Genomic DNA, 19,662 nt, shown 5'->3' with positions numbered 1-19,662 from the left:
CCCTCGTTCCGTGTTCAAATTATTACTGCAGGTATTTCTCAATAAGAGCCTTTATTGCAACAGAGTCAATGCTACCGTTCATGTCATCGTAAGACACAATCAGGTTTTCTCCCTCTATGATGTCGTGTTTTGCGTATATTGCTTTCTTTTCTTCCCACCGCTGTCGGTAATGCCTGTCTGACATCATGCCACAGTGTTCCCAGTAGAAGAGCGTACCACTTTCGACGTCGTCGATTGTGAAGTCGGGAATTCGTGTACCATCTTCGCCAAGAGACAACTCTTTTTCGTATTCATAGGTTATCCCGGCTTCGTAAAGCATATTGGCGATAATGACCTCCGACTTGGAGCGCACTAGTTCGCCTTTTAACGTTTTATGAATCAGCGAAGCCTCGTAATACTTCTGTTTGAACTCGATGATTTCAGGCTTCTCGAACAGGCAAGTGAAACGGCGGGCGATGTCAGAGAACGCTTTCGATGAGTAATTCCGCAAATGATAAGCCTCAGCATTGTAAAGAATAACAAGCCGTTCGGTTTGCCGCGTGATTGCCGTATAGAGAAGCTCTTTTGACAACAACCCACACGGTTCGCTAATCACAAGAATAACCTTGCCAAATTCGCTCCCTTGTGCCTTGTGAACAGTAAGAGCGTAGGCAAGTTCAAGAACAGCATCGGTTTCTTCACCGAAGTCTCTGCCTTCATACTGGTAAGAGGACCCACGCTGTGAGGAAAACTCCACTTTTAACCAGCCGAGCTTCATATTCCGAACTTTAGCACTGTCATCCTTTTTGACCCAGTTTGAGAATGCGACTCCTATTTCGCCATTAGCAACATAATGTATTGCCGAGGTATTATCAGAGTAAGCTTTGCGCTTTGTATTGATGACATTTATCACTTTGTCACCGTATACAATGCCCTCTGATCCAAATGGTCTCGGAATTTTTCGCAGCCAAAAATTTGATTCTTTAGCCAGTTCGGTGTAATTCGTACGATATTTACCATGGATGATATGGTTTATATTTGCGACACCGTGAGGTAAGCCACGTACTGGTGCGAGAACTTGCCAGCTTTCTGATTTATCGGCACAGCCGAGATTAAAATAGGTATACTGCCCGACTGTACCGCCAAGGCTAATGTTGAAACCGTTAATATCGTCTACATCATTCATTCCGACTTCTTCTGCGATGGTTTGAAGAATAAGGTCTTCAAGTTCCTCTGTCGAAGACCAAGTCTTGAAAGTGATGTTCTTACCGCAGTTGTTGCCCTGTAGACGCACAAATATCTCATCGTCAAGTTCGGCGGTGGTATCCGTATACCACTCGGCGAGAGCCGTATCAGTTCTTTCTTCACCGTCAGCATTTTTCTGGCGGCGGGTGACCGTCAATTCTCCATAACTTTTTCCAACTCGTGGGAATGCCGAGACATCCTTTTTTAAATAGCGGACGAGGTCGACAAACGGTCTGCCCGCTCCTATAGGTGGCAACTGGTTCGGGTCACCAACGAATATTATTCGCTGGGCTTTTCTTAATGCTTGAATGAGCGCACCAAACATTTCCTCGGTCAGCATAGAACACTCATCTATGATAACGGTAAATGGCACATCCTTTGCTTCTACATCAGATAACTGATATCGCATCGTGTAGTAGTCAAAACGGCCATTTTGGATAAGAAACTGCGCAACAGTTTTTGCGTTGCTTGAAACACCTTGTTTCTGCATCGCCTGACTCATTCTTACTCTGGCTTTTCCGGTCGGGGCAAGCAGAAGCACACCGCCATCGCGAATCTGAGGAGACTTGCATAGAAGTGAAAGCAGTGTCGTCTTACCTGTGCCAGCTCCGCCAACAAGCACGGATAAGCGAGCTTCGGCGAGTTCTTTGAGAATTGCAGATTTTTCTTCGCGGGCACGCTCCTCTGATTCGTCGTCCTTATACGCCCCAAAGGCGGCATCAACGAGTTTATTCCAGTCTTCGGAGATGACGTGTCGTTTTGCATTCACCCGTTTGTATACGGATCTTCTAATAACATCGTCAACCTCGGCCAGTCTACTAAGTTGGTATGCCACAGATCCGTCGGCACACTCAACTGTAATCAGTTCATGTGAAAGAAATTCTTTAATACTAGTAAGAATATCGCTTGACACACGGCATCCTGGCTCTATTGGCAACTCATTAATGTCAATAATGAGTTTACTTTGCGGGTAAACTGTATGTCCATTAAGAGCTTGCTGCTCTAGTACACTAATGGCAATTGCCCTTATACGGCGTTCATCGTTTTCGGAGTCGAGTGCCGACGGAGCAGAAAGCGGATAGGTATCGCGCAATTCTTTGGGTGGGAATACCGCCATATCAACTTTACGGACAGCTACTTTAAATTCATCCGCGCAAGTTCTTGTCCGCTCATATAGCAAATACGGGTTCTCGATGATTTCACTGTCGGAACAGCCGACCTTAGCTTTTTGCCTGTATTCTGTGTTGAAAAGGACATTTGCCTGCTCTACACTCAAAGACAAACGTGCAAGAAGCCAGAACAGAGTTTTGCGGTCGCCAGATAAAGCGAAAAACGCACCTTGTTCTGTCTTGCCGATAGAGGCGGCTATGTCTGAATTGAAGAAGTCATTCGGCTTCTGTAGTGCCCTTGATACATATTCCTCAAAGCTATCGTTCTTGTTTATTGAGTTCTTAATTTCATTTGCAAGCACGACCCCGAACTTAAAGCCAACGGCACAAAGCATTGGACCCAGACCCGGGAAAGCTCCTCGGTCGATCCACACATCGTTAAGCCGTGCATTCGTCCATTCAATGCATTCCTGCCAGTTGCCAGGGATGCAATTTTTAATAATCTCAAGTGCTTTTAAGGTTTGAAGTAATACGCTTATAACCGCATCATGCGAGAGATGCTCCGTGGCATAGGAGAACTCTTCAAAATACTCATCTTCGGCAAAGACTGTAACTGTCCTTATGTCGAACTCTGGATGTGTTTCAGCGTATTCCATCATTTCCTGATATGGAAGCAGGAAGCCGTCTTTTCGTTCGTTCCGGATGGAGTGTCCGATCATCGTTTCCCACAGAATAGAGCGAAGTGTTCCGTCCACAGTATGCTTATGTTCTGGTGGCTCAGTAACGGACTTTACGAAGCCTATACCCATAACAACGCGCTTTGAGTCGTCAATAAAAGGCACTTGCTTGGCATATGGAATCACCAATGACTGATTCGGCGATATATTCTCGTAGAAGGTTTTAAAAATAGCCCTCTGATTTACAGCATCCTGTATCCAGTTCGTGGTAAACGTCAATTCTGGCTCTCTTCCAGGCTCATAATCAATGTTATACCTATCAGCAAGGCGGCGAATGTTTTGGTCATCGCGGTCATTGCCCTTGCGGAGCATCGTCCAGGCAAAAGGTCGGGCGGGTAAAGAGTAAGGTAGATAAACCAACTCCGTTTCTCGAAAATGTCCGTGAGTCGCTGGATTCGACTCTTTATAAGGATGTATGTTTATCCGCGTGTGAGTGGTCGCAGACATAAATACTCCACCCTCCGACACGCAGGGAATTTCTTTTTCATGACCGACAATTGGGCATCCTTTGAGAGTTTCTTCATAAGCGTCATCCCGACTGTCGGATATATTTCTAAGCCGTAGGCAAGCATTGTTATAGCAAGGCTTGTCGCAAACCAATCCGTTATAACCGTTATCTTTCCACGGAACACGGATAGAAAGATGTTGTGCCATAATGCATAACCCCCTATTTACAGTATTAACTCTAGCCTATTCCATATAGTCAAGCGTCTGTCCATTCAGTGTCACATTGATCTCTCTCCACATCGGCATATATCTATCCATCAATAAAACGAACCTCTCGTTATGCTTCTTTTCCACAAGGTGAACTAGTTCATGGAGGATAATGTATTCAAGACACTCTGGTGTTTTCTTTGCAAGCTGCAGATTCACCCAAATCTTTCCCGTCTTTGTGTTACAGGTTCCCCAGCGGGTGGTCATATACTTTGTTTGCCAGCTTGTAGCTTTCAAACTCGTTATCTTCTCCCACTTGGGAAGCAAACGTGCTACCTCCGACTTTAGCAATTCTCGATACCATTCGCGGATGAAACTTTCACGCTGCTCGGCGGTGCTCTCCTTGCGGACAGTTAGCACAGCTTTATCGCCGGATAGCACAAGTGAATTCTTATTGCCGTATTCGGTTTGAACGTAATATTGTTTGCCCCAAACGTTCTAAGTTTTGCAAACAATTATACTAGTAACGATCTGCAAACTCCTGAAACCATTCTAATGTCTGAGAAAATCAGTCCTTTCCATCTTGTTATCCCCTCCTATTTTTAGTATAATTATACTAAAAATAGGAGGGGATAACAATGGCTCGTCCCACGGATTCTAACAGCCCTTACCGGGTATCGATTCATCACAATAATGGATACCACTATGCCAGTACACAGCCGGCCAGAGTGAACCCAAAGACCGGAAAACGGGAATACCGTCACGTTTATTGGGGGACGGTAACAGATGATCTTAAGTTTATTCCGGGAAAGAATTATCTTCTGGAGTCTATTGAGGAACGAGGTAAACTCATCTTCCCGGAAGGCTGGGATCTAAGTGAAATTGACAAACTGTCAGGACGACGGAAGGCGGGAAGGCCGGTTATTGAAAGTCAGGATGAGAACCGGCTCTATGGCGACATATGGCTGTTGGAGAAGATTGCGGAACAGACCGGCCTGAGATTCGACCTAATGAGCACATTTGATGGGGACAAGGAAAAAGTTGATACCCTCATGACATTGGCCCTCTATCTTCTTTGTGGACGAGAGACCTATAACCAGCTGGCTTCCTGGCAGCGCATAGCCAAGACCCCCTGGGCAAAGCCACTCTCTTCTCCGTATATTACCAGGTTTACCCAGTCCATTACAGAGCAGGATCGCATGGCGTTCTTGCGTCTGCGGGCACGCCGACTCCACGACAATGAGCTGTGTGCCGTCGATTCCACAAGCTGTTCCAGCTACGGACACTCGCTGGCGGATATCCATTACGGGCGGAACAAAGAACATCTGCCCCTTCCACAGACCCTGGAAGTAGTAGTCTACACCCTGGATGGCCACATGCCAGTCTATTATCGAAGCTTTGCCGGAAACACCCCTGACTCCCGAAGCCTGGCCGTGATCCTGAAGGATTTGAAACAGGCTGGCATGAAACGAATCATCCTGATCACTGACCGGGGGTATGAATCGATCCGCAATCTGGAACTATACATCGACCAGCAGCAACGCATGATCATGGGAACCAAAACCGGCCAGAAACACGTTCGTCAGTTGATCGATGAATTCGGAAACTTCGGCCACCACCCGGAGGGTATGCAAGTGGATCCGGAGGAACGGATCTACTATCTGCAGAAAGATATGGATTACCAGATCGAAGGGCAGCGTGACAACCTTAAGAAAGCAGATAATCTGAAACTGAACCTGTACTTTGATCCCATCCGCCGAGGCAATGAACTGACGGATCTGGACATTGCTCTGGCAGCTCAAAAAGAAGCCTTGGAAGCGTCCCTTGTTAACCAAATCCCCTTGGATGATGATGAAACGCTGAAACAGGTCTACCGGTTTTATCGGTTGAAGTATAATGCGAAAACTCGAATCCTGGAGGACTTCAGCCTGGATGAGACCAAGGTCATCCGGTGTCGGCGAGAAGCAGGTTTCTTTGCCAACACGACCCATGGTTTGGACATGGATGCGTTGAGTGCTAACCGGCATTACAGGCTGCGGGATGAACAGGAGAAGTATTTTGCCCTGATGAAAGGGGTCCTGGGAGCCGACCGCCAGAGTACATCAACGGAAACTGGAAAAATTGGTCGTTCCTTTATTCTCTTTGTTGCCCAGATCATGGGCTGTTACCTAAGCCATGTCCGCAAAACAAAGCTGGGCGAACAGTTTCATTCGGTAGCGGATGTGTTAAACGAGATGAGGCCGATTCGCTATATCGAGCACCCCAACACGAAGGCGTACATTACCCCATTTGTGGGGAAACAGGTGGACATATGCGAGGCTCTTGGCTTTGAGATCCCTGAGGTCGGAACGTCGTACCAAGCAGGATTGGGCGGAACAGGTTCGGATTCTTTTGGAAGAGATTATCCGGACTGTGAGAAGGTCATACTTGTGATGGATAATCTCAACACCCACAACATTTCAGCGTTGTATGAACGGTTTCCGCCAGCTCATGCGTTCCGCCTGAGTCAACGACTGGAGATCCATCATACTCCAAAACATGGAAGCTGGCTCAATATAGCCGAAATAGAACTTAGGGAAACACTGATTAATTCTGTTTTCTGTAACTCTGAGGAACGCTCTCACGATATAATTTAAGTATTACGTTACCAGCGAGGTTTTTCTTATGAAGCAGCAGACTTTCAGTGATTTTGAATACGCACATCGCCGCAAGACTACAAAGAGAGAAGAGTTTCTTGATTCTATGGAAACTATCATTCCCTGGAAAGATTGGGTCGAGATGATTCGCCCCTACTATCCTCAGGGAAAACGCGGCAGAAAGCCCATCGAAATTGAAACAATGCTTCGGATGTACCTGATGCAAAATTGGTTTAACCTCTCCGATGTTGCAATGGAAGACGCCATCTATGACAGTTATGCCATGCGCAAATTCATGCGGCTGGACTTCATCTCGCAGCAAGTGCCTGACGCAACCACGCTTCTTCACTTTCGCCATTTAATGGAAAGCCATCTCTTGGGGGAGAAGATCTTTCATGATGTCACCAGACGCTTGGAATCTGCCGGACTAATGATGCATGGCGGCACCATCGTGGATGCCACCATTATTGCAGCCCCCAGTTCTACCAAGAACCAGACGGGAGAACGAGACCCTGAGATGCACCAGACAAAGAAAGGCAATCAGTGGTACTTTGGGATGAAGGTTCATACCGGAGTTTGCGCCGGCAGTGGGTATGTCCATACAGTCACAGGGACTGCGGCCAATGTCCATGACATAAACGAGACACACAAACTGATTCGTCCCGATGATGAAGTAGCTTACGGAGATTCCGGCTATAATGGAGTCGAGTCAAGAAAAGAATTCACCGAGGATCCGCACTTATCTACTATTGAATTTCGCAGCAATGTTCGCCCTTCCAAGATCAAGACCAATAAGAACTATCCCGGGATCCAGTGGGACCGGGCAATTGAACAACGCAAATCATCCATTCGAAGCAAAGTGGAGCACCCATTTTTGATCGTCAAACGGTTCTTTGGTTATGCCAAAGTAGTTTATCGGGGGATCAGCAAAAATTTGAATAGATTCAACATCTTGTTTGCCAGCGCCAATTTGTTGAATTGTATTCGTGCAAAACGAACGAAAGAATTCTGCATGGGATAAGTGCGCCCAAAATTGGGGGTTAGCCCACAAAACGGGCTGAAATCGCACTAAAATCCAGCATTTTTGTGCACCCATGAGCAAAAAAACAACATAATGAACGAACTGGGAAACGTTAACCTCAAATAATCAGTGTTTCCTTAGATAAAATGAAAAACTTTCTCTTGATCGCACGAGAGGTTTGTTTGAATATCTGTTCAAGCCTCGTTTCGGGAATTAAATAAGGACTTTCATCAACTGTTTTTTCAGAAGTTCTCGTCGCTTTTCCATAAAATCTGAAAAATTCAGATATGTATATTCCATGATAGGCAAATAATTCACCATGCGATATTGAATTTTATCCGAGTCGGTTGGATACTGTAACTCAAACCACTTATTGAAATCTGTCGCAAGTTTCTCCTCATTAAGCTGAGCCGCAAGAAGCTGCAGATTGCATATATCGTTTACCGAATCCATGTACTCGCTTATTTTGTCCTCGTCAACGCCCATATGCCTAAGATACTTTTTCGTGAATTTGCTCTTGGGATACATATGATCTTCATGAAATTTATGGCTCAATCACTTTTTATGTGGGATTATGATTTTCCCTGTTTACACGGAGAGGTCGACGTGGTAGCCTGACTGGCCGACTAGCCCAGCATTTATGCAGCCTAGCGGCAAGGCTGGCGGAACCACGCCGACAGAGGCTCCATGTCAACTTGGGAAAATCCCACAGTTTTTGTGATTGACCCAAATTTATTGCTGAAATCCAAAGAGGGATATAAAAGCATCAGGGTAGAAAGAGTTTCGCTCTTGCCGTACTTCAACTTCAGCAGATACTCATCAATATCCGTTTCACTAAACTGTATCGACTTATTCGTTCCTTTGAATTTTTCGATAATAGCATCGAGGGGAAAATCTACTGTTCCGTTGGTTCTAAGTATTTCACGAATTGGCCGAAGCACATTATCCGGTTGGCCGCTAAACGTTCTCTTAAGAAGTGAGCGAATGAGCCATTTCTTAATTTTGTCCCGGTTCGCCCTTGTTGTTCCGGAATCTATAAAATTATCTGGCATACCTATTTTTCTTAGATAATATGCTATCGGGATGAGTGCGTTGTTCGAAGTCAACGTTTCCCCTGAATAGCCAAAAGCCGACACAAGCATCACTGCCTGCAGAATTGATTTTTTGATGTCATCCCACCCTGACTCTATTTTTATCATATTCTGTTTGTTAAAATTGTCGACCTTAAATGCGATGTTTGGAAGATCGCTTAACACGAGTGCCGACTTAAGGACAAAATCCTTATTTACCCTGAATCCATCACCTATTGAGTTCACATCGTCTACGAATTCCGTGATTTCTTCCCGGGCATCGTGGTTTTCCCATTGTGCCGAAGCAATAGAAAGAAGCAGGTCGGAGTAGCTCAGTTTTGTTCCTCCGCTATTTACCCTTATAAAAATGTTAAGAACCTTATCAAGTTCATCTTTTTTTTCCCTGTAATAGCTTATCGTTCCTGCTGTGTTGATTATCCTGTACAATTTCGATAGCGTGTTGACAGCGAACATAGACTGTTCTTTCGTATATTTGTAATTATCGGAGTAGCTGATATTATCATTGACGAAGCTGAAAACCTCCCCTTCGTCTTTCATTTCAAGAATCTGTCCGACCTCAAACCAATGCACCTCTTGATTGTTGCGAACCTCCTTCTCTGAAAGAAATTTAAAATCGTACTTATTATCGCTGTCTTCTGGTGAGGACAATATATTGAGGTAAAGTTTTCTGACGGGATATGCGTTCTGATTATTTCTTGCTAAATATTTCATTTTATACGCATACGTGCCCTTCAATCCGAGATAAATTGACGTTAAGCGCTGCTGCCCATCCAGAACAGCAGTCACTCTGTCCGATCCTTTCAGATCGATTTTCTTGTTGTGTACATTTTTATTCTCATGATAAGAACGGATGAATCCGTAAAAATCGTAGTCGCTTACGTGTTCCTTGCTGATTTCCCAAAATAGAAAAGTTCCTATCGGATACTCTTGCATAAGTGAATCGAACAGCGTTTCTATCTGCTCAGTATCCCAAACATATTCACGTTGAATAGAAGGAAGAACATACTTATCTGCTGAAATGTCCTTCAAGACCTCTGCTATAGTGAGTGGTGTTTCATATGCCATTATCTGATTCTCCTGTTTTTTATATATACCTGATGTCGTACTCCATGCCCTCAAATATCTTTTCAAAGGTCTTCTTCGTTATACTGGTTGATGACCCCCTGGTTGACAAAGTGCATTGAAGTTAATTGAAATACAATAAACCCATAATGATAAACAGTCAAGTTTTCCCTTGGTAAGCAATCTTAGTTCCGAATTGCAACTTAAAGTGAAAGACTTTTTTGGCTAAGCAAACATAAATGTAGTTTCATTCTGGATGGTGTCCTTCCCCTCGACGGGGTCCTTCGGTCAGGGTTGTTAACCCGATTGGGCCTGACCTTGACCGGTGGGCTCCGTCGAGGGATGCTACATCCTGCCAGAATGATACAGGGCCTTTGCCTCGTATGCTGTCAATCCGCCCAATACCCGTCTTGGGTAATTATTCAGCCACTCCTGAAGTTTCTGTATCTGAGCATGGCTATAATCTTTAATGGCAGCCCCCTTTGGGATGTGGTACCTGATCAGTCCATTGTTCTGCTCATTGGTTCCTCTCTCCCAAGAACTGTACGGATGACAAAAGTAAACTCTTGTCCGTGGCTTCTTACTGCCTGTCACCGATCGAATCAGTGCCTTCCAGTCGAGAAACTCAGAGCCGTTATCCACGGTGATCGATTTAAACATCTCACTGAATTTGACTCGCCCCATCCTACGCTCCAGCCGGTTAAGTACCTTCAAAACTTCGTCCTGGGTTTGCCGTGCAATCTTAAAGACCAGGCTCTCCCTTGTCATCCGATCATTCAGCGTCAGAAGGGCTGCGAGCCCTTTGCCTTTGCCTGATACGATGCAATCCATCTCCCAATGCCCGGGTTCACTTCGTTCAGTGCTTTCCACTGGGCGCTCTGTGATGCCAGGGGCATCCAACACCTTATTGGCACGTTTAACCCGACGATACGTACGCCTGGTCTGGTTCCCTTCCCGGGGCAGATTTTGATTGGAAACATCCGTGATATACCCCTTGCTGATGTAGTTATACAGAGTACGGGTTGAAACAAGGGTCTTGGATGGCATGATTTCCTTTTTCTTCAAGTCCATGATAATAGCATCCGGAGACCAGCGCTCTTCAAGGATCTTATGAGCTACATAAGCAACAAACTCATGGTCATCGCCAATTTTGAGGGCAGGTCCCTTGTTGGTGGCGGCATAATCATATGCCTCCTGTGCGATATCCGCGGAGTAGGACACATAGAGGGTCAAATCGGAGTTCATGAGTTCAACTCGCCCTTTTTTCAACTCCCGGCTTACAGTAGCCTCACTGCATTGTAAGACCGTCGCCATGTGTTTTTGGGTCACTTGTTTACGCTTCGCAAGAAGATGGTTTGATCGAACCATCCCCTCGAGTTTCTGACGATCCTTGTAGGATAAATGAGAGTATTTCTTTCTGGAGACCGAGGTGTTAGAATAGAGGTGGCTCATAGCTTTGCTCCTTAATGTTTGTTTAGTCACCTACATTATACCGCATAGCTATGGGCCACTTTATTTCACTTTATTCTACAACTCGCCGTAAGCAATCTTAGTCAATAGGCTCAAAAAAGAATAACTGTCCATCATTAGATCTTCGGAAAGCCTCCCCTATGTTAAACATTTACATTTTCATTTCATATACATTATAACAACATTCCCATCCATTTTTACTTCCTTCATTCTCGAAGAGGGCTTGTTTTTCACTTTTTCTTTGCATAAATCACATCCTATTTGGCGCGAAATAGGAATTCCGCGACAATCATCCAAATTAAGAATGGCCTTGCTGTGCGCTATCCCAACATGTTTTCTCCAGGATAAACAGTTCTCTGAATATGCAGAGTGGTTTTACTACAGATCGCAGGTCTACCCAAATACAATTATGCATCTTCCCATCAAATATTTACTTCCTAGTGCATAATCACCCAATATGCTATTATTAATGCAAACCAATCTCCTCTACTTTTGAGCCGAATTTATTTCGGCTCTTTTTTTTCGTTCATTTCTACCTCCAGTGTCCTATGACTATTGAGCGGAAAATCCGCGAAAACTTTTTTATGATTCTTTCGTTCAAACCCTGGATAAGTGTCCTAGGACTATCAGAGAGGAAAAAACCTCTCGGAAAGGAGGTACCCACCATGGATGAAGCCAACTCAACCCCCGCCCAGGAGCGGGATGAAGAACTCGCTGACACCTTACTTGCCATCAGCATCGTAGCCAAACGCCTCGCCCACAAGCTCAGAATCAAAAAAGGAGAAAACCAAAGTGAAGAATGATCTTACCCAAGTCCTCATTGAACTCAAAGAGTGCACAAAGACCCTGACTGCCATTGCCGAATCCCTGACCCAGATTCTCACAGATGAGACCGCTGTACCCGTTGTACCAACCCCTGCTGAACCTGAGATCGAATTTCTAGATGTGCGTAAGGTCTTTGTCGAAAAGGCCAGAGCCGGTCATACCGATGCCCTTAAAGCACTTCTTGAAAGCTATGGTGCAGATAAGCTCTCGAGTGTTGAGCCATCACTCTACCCCGCCCTTTTGTACGATGTCGAGGCGATCCAATGATGCATGCACTCTTATCCGCCTCATCCGCCCACCGGTGGCTGGCCTGTCCCCCTTCGATGCGGCTGTGTTTATCCTATGAAGATGTCCCCAGCACCTTCGCCCAGGAAGGCACCGACGCCCATGCGCTAGCCCAGCACATGCTGGAGAAATCCCTGGGCCTTGAGTTAGAAGATCCGACCGGCACTTTGAGCTACTACAGCGAAGAGATGAAGGACCACGCAGAAAACTACGCTGCCTTTGTGATGGAAGAACTCCAGCGGGTCAAGGAGACCTGCAAGGATCCTCTGATCCTGATCGAGCAAAAGCTCGATTTCTCAGAGTACGTCCCGGAAGGCTACGGCTTTGTGGATTGCCTCATCATCGCCGATGGCACTCTCATCGTCATTGACTACAAATACGGCCTTGGGGTCCAGGTCTCAGCCGAAAACAACCCGCAGATGTTCTGCTATGCCTTGGGCGGCCTGTCCTTATTTGATGTCCTCTATGACATCGAAACGGTCAAGATGATCATCTACCAGCCCCGAAGAGACAACATCAGTGAGCACTCGATCTCAAAAAGTGAACTGCTCACCTGGGCAAAGGATACCCTTGCACCGACTGCGAAGCTTGCCTTTGCCGGTGAAGGTGAATTCACTGCCGGTGAGCACTGCAGGTTCTGCAAAGCCAAGGCGACCTGCAGAAAGCTCTCTGAATACAACATGGAGCTGGCTAAAGAGGACTTTGATGCCCCGGCTACCTTAAGTCCGAGTGAGATCTCAAAGATCTTAGTCAAAGCTGACGAGCTGATCAATTGGATAAACGACGTAAAGGAGTATGCCCTGAAAGAAGCCCTCAAAGGCACAAAGTTTACCGGCTTTAAGCTGGTGGAGGGAAGATCCAATCGGAAGTATGCCGATGAAGCCAAAGTGGCTGAAAAAGTCATTGCAGTCGGCAAAGATCCCTACGAGAAGAAGATCCTCGGCATTACCGCCATGACCTCCCTTTTAGGGAAAAAGAAATTTGAAGAACTCCTGGGAGGACTCATCCAAAAGCCCCCGGGGAAACCGACCCTTGTAACGGTTGATGACAAACGAGAAGAATTAAACACAGCAATCAACGATTTTGATGGAGGAAATGAAAATGAATAACCCTATGAAAGTAATCACCGGACCCGATACCCGCTGGAGCTACGTCAACGCCTGGGAGCCAAAATCCATTAATGGCGGCAATCCCAAATACAGCGTCTCTCTCATTATTCCAAAGACGGATGTTAAGACCGTCGAGAAGATCAAAGCCGCCATCCTCGCTGCCTACCAGGAAGGTGAGAGTAAGCTCAAGGGCAATGGCAAGACCGTTCCGACTCTCGCATCCTTAAAAACTCCGCTGCGTGATGGCGATGCCGAGCGTCCGGATGATCCAGCTTATGCCAATGCCTACTTCGTCAATGCCAACAACAGCTCCGCCCCAGGCATCGTTGATGCAGACCGCCAGGTGATCCTGGAGCGCTCTGAAGTTTATTCAGGGGTTTATGGCAGAGCCAGCATCAACTTCTATGCCTTCAACAGTAACGGAAATAAAGGCATTGCCTGCTCGTTGAATAACCTGCAAAAGATCCGGGACGGAGAGCCCCTTGGCGGGAAGTCCACTGCAGAGGATGATTTTGCAACGGAAGTCGATGAGGACTTCCTGTCCTAAACTCAAAAAAGGCGGTGGCTCTGCAGCTGCCGCCTTTTCAACTATTAAAGGAGAAAACATGGAAATAAAAACACTATCCCTGGATCTTGAGACGTTCAGTGATGTAGACCTTAAAAAGTCCGGGGTATACCGGTATGCCCAGTCACCCGCCTTTGAAATCCTTCTTTTTGGCTATGCCATCAATGGTGGCCCATCTGTTGTCTTAGACTTAGCCATGGGCGAGACGATCCCCGAAGAGCTGCTGGATGCGCTAACGGATCCTGGTGTCATCAAGTGGGGATTTAACAGCAATTTTGAGCGGGTCTGTCTCTCTGCCTGGATTAGAAAACATCACCCTGATAAATTCAAGGGCTATGGCAACCTGGATGACACCGTAGGCGAATACCTGGACCCGTCATCCTGGCGTTGCAGCATGGTCTGGTCTGCTTACCTTGGGCTTCCACTGTCCCTAGCAGGAGTTGGGACCGTGCTGAAGCTGAAGGACCAAAAGCTCAAAGAAGGCCAGGACCTCATCCGGTACTTCTGTATGCCTTGTAAGCCCACCCAGACCAATGGCGGCCGAACCCGTAATCTACCGCAGCATGACATGGCCCGTTGGGAGTTATTCAAGAAGTACAACCAGCGCGATGTCGAAACTGAACTGGCCATCCAAAAGCGACTGGAGAGTTATCCCGTTCCAGATTTCATCTGGGATGAGTATCACCTGGATCAAGAGATCAACGACCGGGGGATCCTCCTGGATATGGATCTAGTGGAGAACGCCATCTCTTTAGATGAAATGACCCGCGAGAAGCTCACCAAAGCCATGCAGGATCTGACGAGTCTTGAAAACCCCAATAGCACCGCCCAGGTGAGGCAGTGGTTATCTGACCAGGGAACGGATACTGGTTCCCTTGGTAAAAAGAATGTCACAGCACTGATTGACTCAGTTCCGGCACGGCAGCGGGAAGTGCTCCAGCTCCGTCAGCAGCTTTCAAAAAGCAGTGTAAGAAAATACCATGCCATGAGAAACACCGTCTGCGCCGATGGCAGAGCCAGGGGTATGTTCTTCTTCTATGGCGCATCCCGATCTGGCCGCTGGGCAGGCCGTCACATTCAGCTCCAGAACCTCCCTCAAAATCACCTGCCGGACCTTGAAGACGCAAGGTCACTGGTAAAGCTCGGGGACTACAAAGCTCTGGAACTACTCTATGATGATGTCCCTGACACGCTCTCCCAGCTGATCCGCACGGCCTTCATTCCAAGACCTGGCTATAAGTTCATCGTCAGTGACTTTAGTGCCATCGAGGCAAGGGTCCTCTCCTATCTAGCTGGCGAAGAGTGGCGGCTTGAGGTATTTGAAAATGATGGAGACATCTACTGTGCTTCTGCCTCAGCGATGTTCAACGTCCCAGTAGAAAAGCATGGGGTTAATAGCCATCTTCGCCAAAAGGGTAAGCAAGCTGAGCTGGCCTGCATTGCTGAAGGTCAGCCCGTGCTCACGGATCAGGGACTCATTCCTATTGAAGAAGTGATGCTTCATCACCGGCTCTGGGATGGAGAGAACTGGGTATCCCATGAAGGTGTAATTTTCAAAGGTGAAAGGGAGGTCATTACTTATGACGGACTCACAGCAACACCCGACCACCTCGTCTGGGTTGAGGGGCAGCAGGAGCCGATACAATTTGGAATTGCCGCCTCCAGCGGCTCACATCTCCTACAAGTCGGATATGGTCGGAAAGCAATTCGGTTGGGTGAAGATCATCTTATCCGAAAAAAGAAGCGCACGGCTCGACTTTATGACATACGAAATGCCGGACCAAATCACCGTTTTACCGTATCGGGAAAGCTCGTCCACAATTGTGGATATGGTGGATCCGTAGGCGCTTTAAAAGCCATGGGTGCCCTTGAGATGGGACTTAAGGAAGCTGAACTCAAACCCTTGGTGGACTCCTGGAGAGCGGCTAACCCCAATATCACGAAGTTCTGGTGGGATGTGGACCGCGCAGCCAAAGAAGCTGTCAGACTACGGTGCGAAACCCAGACCCATGGCATCACCTTCACCTATAAAAAAGGGATGCTGTTCATTGGACTCCCCTCTGGAAGATCTCTTTCTTACGTGAAACCCAAAATCGAAATTAACCAGTATGGGAATGAGTCAGTGACCTATGAGGGCACCGGCATCGCAAAAAAGTGGGAGCGGATTGAAAGCTACGGTCCTAAGTTTGTCGAGAACATCGTCCAGGCCATCAGTCGGGATATCCTGGCATTCGCATTGAAGTCCCAGCGTCATTTATTCATCTGCGGCCATGTCCATGATGAGATCATCTTCGAATGCCCCATGGATGTGTCCTTAATGGACGTCTGCCGTGAAATGGGTAGATCTCCCTGGTGGATCAGTGACATTACCCTTCGTGCGGATAGTTTTGAAACAACATTTTATAAGAAAGATTAAGGATAAGGCGGTACTGGTAAATCAGCACCGCCACCTCTTTATTCCCCCAGGCCAGACTTCAGTGCTTCCATCAGCTTCTTAAATTGGTACTCGAAACTGGACTGTGGGATGTCCAGGATCCTCGCAATCTCGCGCCGGGAGTGGCCTTCCATAATCAGTTGGCACACCCGCAGACTCTTAGGATCAAGTTCCTCTAAAATCTTATACAGCTGTTCCAGGAGGATCCTGCCGGCCACGATGTCCGAGACGTCCATCTCTGCGGATTCCAGCACATGTTTTTTCTCTGTCATTTCATCAAGTGTGAGAATGCTTCCGTCTCTCACCCGATCACAAGCTGAACAATCCTCCAGGCAGCGTCTTAAACCGCCTTTGCCATCACTGACCTGGCAACGCTTCTGCCGGTCATTTCTCTTATGCTCTGCCCAGGTTGGCTGTTTGTAGGCCCTATAGACCTCCTCGGTGACTTTGATATCCTGCCCTTCGATTGTGATGTAGTGTTACTGCTATTGTTCCTTGTCCAGAAGTTGATGGTATTTCTTGTCCGGGAATTGCTGGAAAGAATGGCAAGTTGAGAGAAATTTCAACTTGCCATTTTGTTTAGCTCAGTTCGCCATTGATGACCAGTTTGACCATGTGGTCGTCAATGATTCGCTTTCCACTTTGGTAACCAAAAATCAGGGTGCTGGTACACACTTGGTTGACTAGCCTGGCGGATCCACCGGAATATCGATAGATTGCCTCAGTAGCCTCATCTGAGAAGAGCTCATGGTCGATCCCGGCATATTCCAGGTGGCGTTTCATGTATCCCTTCACCTGTGAGTGGTCCATCAATTGCATTTTGCACTGGATGTCGATCCGTTGCCGGATCGCCGTATAGGACTGCATCTGGAGTTTCTCCCATAGCTCGACCTGGCCCACCAGAACCAGTGCCATGGGACTGACGGCATCCATCCGGAAGTTGAGGAGAAAACGTACCTCTTCAAGCATTTCTCGATCCAGCAGATGCGCCTCATCGACAACGACCACCGGACGCTTATTGTGGAGTCCTTTCATCAACTCGATCTCTTTATGCAGCTGGCGTTTGGCATCCCCTCGATAGAATCTTGATTCGGCCCCTAACTGATCCAGCATCCCTTTGTAGAAATTTCTCGGCGTCATTTTCGAATCTGCCAGATAGATCAGGGTGTATCTGGTGTCATCCAGTTGATCGCGGAATCGGCGAATGGTGGTCGTCTTACCAGTGCCGCACTCTCCGGTGAGTACACAGAAGAGTTGCCGTTCGGCGACATAGGATAATCTGCTTAGGGACTCCTCCAGCGTATTGGAAGGGAATAGTTCCGTAGTCGGCAGATCCCGACAGAATGGAGTTTTCTTGAAGCCATAAAACGCTTCAAACATCACTGCCACCCCCTTTTCTTATGTCTTTGAAAGAGATGGCCGTAGACTGCTGTTTGTCTTTTCGCTTCTGATTCTGCTTTTGGGCACCATCGAGTAACCGGGAAGAGGTTGGCTTGACTGGAGTCAGGAACTCCGGCAGCTGAGGCTTGGGCGTCACACGCTCCCCAATGACCAGCTTTCTCACCACAAAGGGTTTGTCATCCTGATACTCAATGCTCAGTTCCTCGGTGTTACTGGGGTCATAGACCACTTCCACGCTGCGAGCCACATAGGGTAGCCCAACTTCATACTTCGCGCCGCCAAAGCTGATGCAGCCACTCTTATCGACTTTTCTGGTCTCAGCGTGCAAAAGGCGTTGGCGACCTTCTCCGCTGGCAGATATTTCAAGGGCCTGGGATCCAGATTATACGCCTGATGCGGGGTCGTTCCATTGAGTGCGGTATGCGGTTTGTTCTGGTAGCATTCTTCCAACCAGATCCAGAACCGCTCATTCATAACCTCGAGGGATCGTTCCGAGTTATCGAATTTATACTCATCGAGAAACCGATCGATATTCTGATTGAATTTTTCTATTTTTCCGGTGCCTTCCGGAGAGTAGGGCTTTGCGAAGATCAGCCGGATGCCAAGCTTTGCGCAGGCTCTGGACATCCACTTATTTTTAAACTGGCGGCCGTTGTCGAAGTATGCCTGCTCTGGAATTCCCCACTTGAGGATGGCTTTGCGGAAGCAATCCTCAACGATGCTCTGCTCCAGGTTCGAGTAGAACTGGGCATGGAGGATCATCCGGGTAGCGTCGTCCAAAAACGCCACCAGATAGACCTGCTGCGGCTTGTTTCCAGGACCGATCGGCAGGTAACAGCCATACTTGATATCCGAATGCCACAGTTTGTTGCGGGTGCGTTTTTGAAATCGGCGGGTAGCTACCCCGCCAGCGGCATAGATGGCCATATGCTTCCCGCTGTAGCCCTTCTCCTGCAATTTCTCCTGCAGGCTGCTTCGCTTGATCGCGCCAGCTTCGGTGAGGCCTTCCCATTCCATGATTCGAATGATCTCAGCCACACTTCTGGACGGGATCTCTTTGCGCAGCCGCACGGCTTCGTCCAACACCAGCGCCGGGATGGCTCTTGAATCCTGCGATACCCTCGCCTGCGGTATCAGTCCGGAAAATCCCTTCTGCTGATAACTATTCAGATATCGCCGTAAGGTCCGCTCGGAAATCCCAGCCTCGCGGCAGATCTGCTCCTTAAGCACCCGGATCTGCCCCTTGTCCAAGTCATGGGAAAGAAGGGGCGCCAGTAGAATCGCCCGTTGCGTCGCTATTTCCTGTGCTTTTTCCTTGTCCTTCATGTCATACCTCCATTCAATTTCGAGTGATGACATGATTTTAAAGGACTCCTCGTTGGACACCTATGCCAACTGGGTATGTGGCCATCGGTGATTGTTGACTAAAATCCGGACAACCTTTTTCAGCCAGCCCGCAGGCTCGCCTACAAAGAAGAAAATCCTCTCGAGTATGGACTGAGGCAGATCGGAAAAGTCGACCCCATAGTCCTGAGTGACTGTAGCATATGTACTGAGCAGAGCACCGACTATAGCGTGGGCTCTGGAGTTGAACCAGGCTCGGACCCGCCGAATGGTTGAATTCTCGACGGGCACCGCTTCATGGTGACCGGTGATGATCTGCTCCAGGATCGTTGTGGTCTGCCGCTTATAGGGAGTTAAGAGATCCGGAAGTTCGTGATGAATCTTCCCGCAACCGGGGTTGGTACAGCGCAGGCGACGAAGCACCAGGATCATGACATCCCCATTCTCGTCGATCACTGATCTCCTGCGGGAGCCAATGACCTTAAGCGACTGATGACAGATGGGACATATGCTTTTCTCCATACTCCGAACAAAAAACACCCTGATCGGGATTCCATTCTAAAACGTATTTTGATATACTGATCATGCTAATAACTTAGTAAGGATCCTCCCTGATGACTCGGCGCGAACCATAGAGTCAGGGAGGATCTCTTTTTGTCCTCCAAAATATATTTATGGACATTATATCCGTCTAT

At 47.4% G+C, this 19,662-nt stretch carries 15 protein-coding genes and 1 pseudogene; 7 read left to right on the top strand and 9 right to left on the bottom strand.

Annotation, left to right across the window (positions count from 1 at the left end; translation table 11 throughout):
* Nucleotides 1-22: 22 nt before the first annotated feature.
* Both P6M73_RS04245 and P6M73_RS04240 read right to left on the bottom strand, forming a co-directional pair.
* Nucleotides 23-3,724 carry an ATP-dependent DNA helicase gene (locus P6M73_RS04245; RefSeq protein WP_277854879.1) on the bottom strand — a complete coding sequence of 1,234 codons (3,702 nt, stop codon included), beginning with the start codon at nucleotides 3,722-3,724 and terminating at the stop codon, nucleotides 23-25.
* A gap of 36 nt (nucleotides 3,725-3,760) precedes the next feature.
* Nucleotides 3,761-4,207 (bottom strand): annotated as a pseudogene (locus P6M73_RS04240) (YgjP family zinc-dependent metalloprotease); the annotation flags it as partial.
* Between the two features lie 155 nt (nucleotides 4,208-4,362).
* Here P6M73_RS04240 and P6M73_RS16830 point away from each other — a divergent pair.
* Together P6M73_RS16830 and P6M73_RS04225 are read left to right on the top strand one after the other, a co-directional pair.
* Nucleotides 4,363-6,360, top strand: coding sequence for an IS1634 family transposase (locus P6M73_RS16830; RefSeq protein ID WP_489666470.1), 1,998 nt, complete (start codon nucleotides 4,363-4,365; stop codon nucleotides 6,358-6,360).
* A 28-nt stretch (nucleotides 6,361-6,388) separates the two neighbouring features.
* Nucleotides 6,389-7,381: an IS5 family transposase gene (locus P6M73_RS04225; RefSeq protein ID WP_277853549.1), complete on the top strand. Its 993-nt coding sequence runs from the start codon at nucleotides 6,389-6,391 to the stop codon at nucleotides 7,379-7,381.
* Between the two features lie 647 nt (nucleotides 7,382-8,028).
* On the opposite strand, the gene P6M73_RS04220 is transcribed toward P6M73_RS04225, so the two are convergent.
* Complete coding sequence (locus P6M73_RS04220) at nucleotides 8,029-9,537, bottom strand: DUF262 domain-containing protein (protein WP_277854878.1); 1,509 nt, start codon at nucleotides 9,535-9,537, stop codon at nucleotides 8,029-8,031.
* Nucleotides 9,538-9,879: 342 nt separating this feature from the next.
* Nucleotides 9,880-10,986 (bottom strand): IS30 family transposase, encoded by a 1,107-nt coding sequence (locus P6M73_RS04215; protein WP_277854877.1) that lies wholly within the window; start codon nucleotides 10,984-10,986, stop codon nucleotides 9,880-9,882.
* A gap of 683 nt (nucleotides 10,987-11,669) precedes the next feature.
* Between P6M73_RS04215 and P6M73_RS04210 the strand changes: the two genes are divergently transcribed.
* The 5 genes from P6M73_RS04210 to P6M73_RS04190 all read left to right on the top strand — a co-directional run bounded on the left by P6M73_RS04210 (nucleotide 11,670) and on the right by P6M73_RS04190 (nucleotide 16,204).
* On the top strand, nucleotides 11,670-11,807 hold the full coding sequence (locus tag P6M73_RS04210; protein ID WP_277854876.1) for a hypothetical protein: 138 nt from the start codon (nucleotides 11,670-11,672) through the stop codon (nucleotides 11,805-11,807).
* Nucleotides 11,797-12,096, top strand: a complete 300-nt coding sequence (locus tag P6M73_RS04205) for a DNA ligase (RefSeq protein WP_277854875.1) — start codon at nucleotides 11,797-11,799, stop codon at nucleotides 12,094-12,096. Before P6M73_RS04210 ends, P6M73_RS04205 begins: the two co-directional genes overlap by 11 nt.
* On the top strand, nucleotides 12,093-13,223 hold the full coding sequence (locus P6M73_RS04200; RefSeq protein WP_277854874.1) for a DUF2800 domain-containing protein: 1,131 nt from the start codon (nucleotides 12,093-12,095) through the stop codon (nucleotides 13,221-13,223). The genes P6M73_RS04205 and P6M73_RS04200 overlap by 4 nt, the downstream gene beginning before the upstream one ends.
* Entirely contained in the window at nucleotides 13,210-13,770 is a 561-nt protein-coding gene (locus P6M73_RS04195) for a DUF2815 family protein (RefSeq protein ID WP_347276316.1), read from the top strand. Before P6M73_RS04200 ends, P6M73_RS04195 begins: the two co-directional genes overlap by 14 nt.
* A gap of 64 nt (nucleotides 13,771-13,834) precedes the next feature.
* Nucleotides 13,835-16,204, top strand: a complete 2,370-nt coding sequence (locus P6M73_RS04190; RefSeq protein ID WP_347276328.1) for a DNA polymerase — start codon at nucleotides 13,835-13,837, stop codon at nucleotides 16,202-16,204.
* A gap of 38 nt (nucleotides 16,205-16,242) precedes the next feature.
* Here P6M73_RS04190 and P6M73_RS04185 read toward each other — a convergent pair whose 3' ends face one another.
* The 5 genes from P6M73_RS04185 to P6M73_RS04165 form a co-directional block, all read right to left on the bottom strand.
* On the bottom strand, nucleotides 16,243-16,494 hold the full coding sequence (locus P6M73_RS04185) for an RNA polymerase sigma factor (RefSeq protein ID WP_277854871.1): 252 nt from the start codon (nucleotides 16,492-16,494) through the stop codon (nucleotides 16,243-16,245).
* A 307-nt stretch (nucleotides 16,495-16,801) separates the two neighbouring features.
* Nucleotides 16,802-17,602 carry an ExeA family protein gene (locus tag P6M73_RS04180; RefSeq protein WP_277853148.1) on the bottom strand — a complete coding sequence of 267 codons (801 nt, stop codon included), beginning with the start codon at nucleotides 17,600-17,602 and terminating at the stop codon, nucleotides 16,802-16,804.
* Nucleotides 17,595-17,912, bottom strand: coding sequence for a hypothetical protein (locus P6M73_RS04175; protein WP_277855728.1), 318 nt, complete (start codon nucleotides 17,910-17,912; stop codon nucleotides 17,595-17,597). The genes P6M73_RS04180 and P6M73_RS04175 overlap by 8 nt, the downstream gene beginning before the upstream one ends.
* Nucleotides 17,819-18,949, bottom strand: a complete 1,131-nt coding sequence (locus P6M73_RS04170) for a DDE-type integrase/transposase/recombinase (RefSeq protein ID WP_277854870.1) — start codon at nucleotides 18,947-18,949, stop codon at nucleotides 17,819-17,821. Before P6M73_RS04170 ends, P6M73_RS04175 begins: the two co-directional genes overlap by 94 nt.
* Before the next feature lie 60 nt (nucleotides 18,950-19,009).
* Nucleotides 19,010-19,489 (bottom strand): DUF6431 domain-containing protein, encoded by a 480-nt coding sequence (locus tag P6M73_RS04165; RefSeq protein WP_277854496.1) that lies wholly within the window; start codon nucleotides 19,487-19,489, stop codon nucleotides 19,010-19,012.
* Nucleotides 19,490-19,662: the final 173 nt, after the last annotated feature.

This window comes from Anaerococcoides asporogena (genome assembly GCF_029590275.1).
In the GTDB taxonomy this organism is placed as follows: Bacteria; Bacillota; Clostridia; order Clostridiales; family Clostridiaceae; genus JG1575.
The sequence above is the reverse complement of the archived record's forward strand: the minus strand, read 5'-3'. Positions and strand labels throughout refer to the sequence as shown.

Excerpts from the sequence above, each read along its gene's own strand:
- P6M73_RS04200 (WP_277854874.1), top strand. The coding sequence starts at position 12,093 with ATGATGCATGCACTCTTATCCGCCTCATCCGCCCACCGGTGGCTGGCC.
- P6M73_RS04220 (WP_277854878.1), bottom strand. The coding sequence starts at position 9,537 with ATGGCATATGAAACACCACTCACTATAGCAGAGGTCTTGAAGGACATT.
- P6M73_RS04195 (WP_347276316.1), top strand. The coding sequence starts at position 13,210 with ATGAAAATGAATAACCCTATGAAAGTAATCACCGGACCCGATACCCGC.
- P6M73_RS16830 (WP_489666470.1), top strand. The coding sequence starts at position 4,363 with ATGGCTCGTCCCACGGATTCTAACAGCCCTTACCGGGTATCGATTCAT.
- P6M73_RS04170 (WP_277854870.1), bottom strand. The coding sequence starts at position 18,949 with ATGAAGGACAAGGAAAAAGCACAGGAAATAGCGACGCAACGGGCGATT.
- P6M73_RS04185 (WP_277854871.1), bottom strand. The coding sequence starts at position 16,494 with ATGACAGAGAAAAAACATGTGCTGGAATCCGCAGAGATGGACGTCTCG.
- P6M73_RS04210 (WP_277854876.1), top strand. The coding sequence starts at position 11,670 with ATGGATGAAGCCAACTCAACCCCCGCCCAGGAGCGGGATGAAGAACTC.
- P6M73_RS04215 (WP_277854877.1), bottom strand. The coding sequence starts at position 10,986 with ATGAGCCACCTCTATTCTAACACCTCGGTCTCCAGAAAGAAATACTCT.
- P6M73_RS04180 (WP_277853148.1), bottom strand. The coding sequence starts at position 17,602 with ATGTTTGAAGCGTTTTATGGCTTCAAGAAAACTCCATTCTGTCGGGAT.
- P6M73_RS04165 (WP_277854496.1), bottom strand. The coding sequence starts at position 19,489 with ATGGAGAAAAGCATATGTCCCATCTGTCATCAGTCGCTTAAGGTCATT.
- P6M73_RS04245 (WP_277854879.1), bottom strand. The coding sequence starts at position 3,724 with ATGGCACAACATCTTTCTATCCGTGTTCCGTGGAAAGATAACGGTTAT.
- P6M73_RS04225 (WP_277853549.1), top strand. The coding sequence starts at position 6,389 with ATGAAGCAGCAGACTTTCAGTGATTTTGAATACGCACATCGCCGCAAG.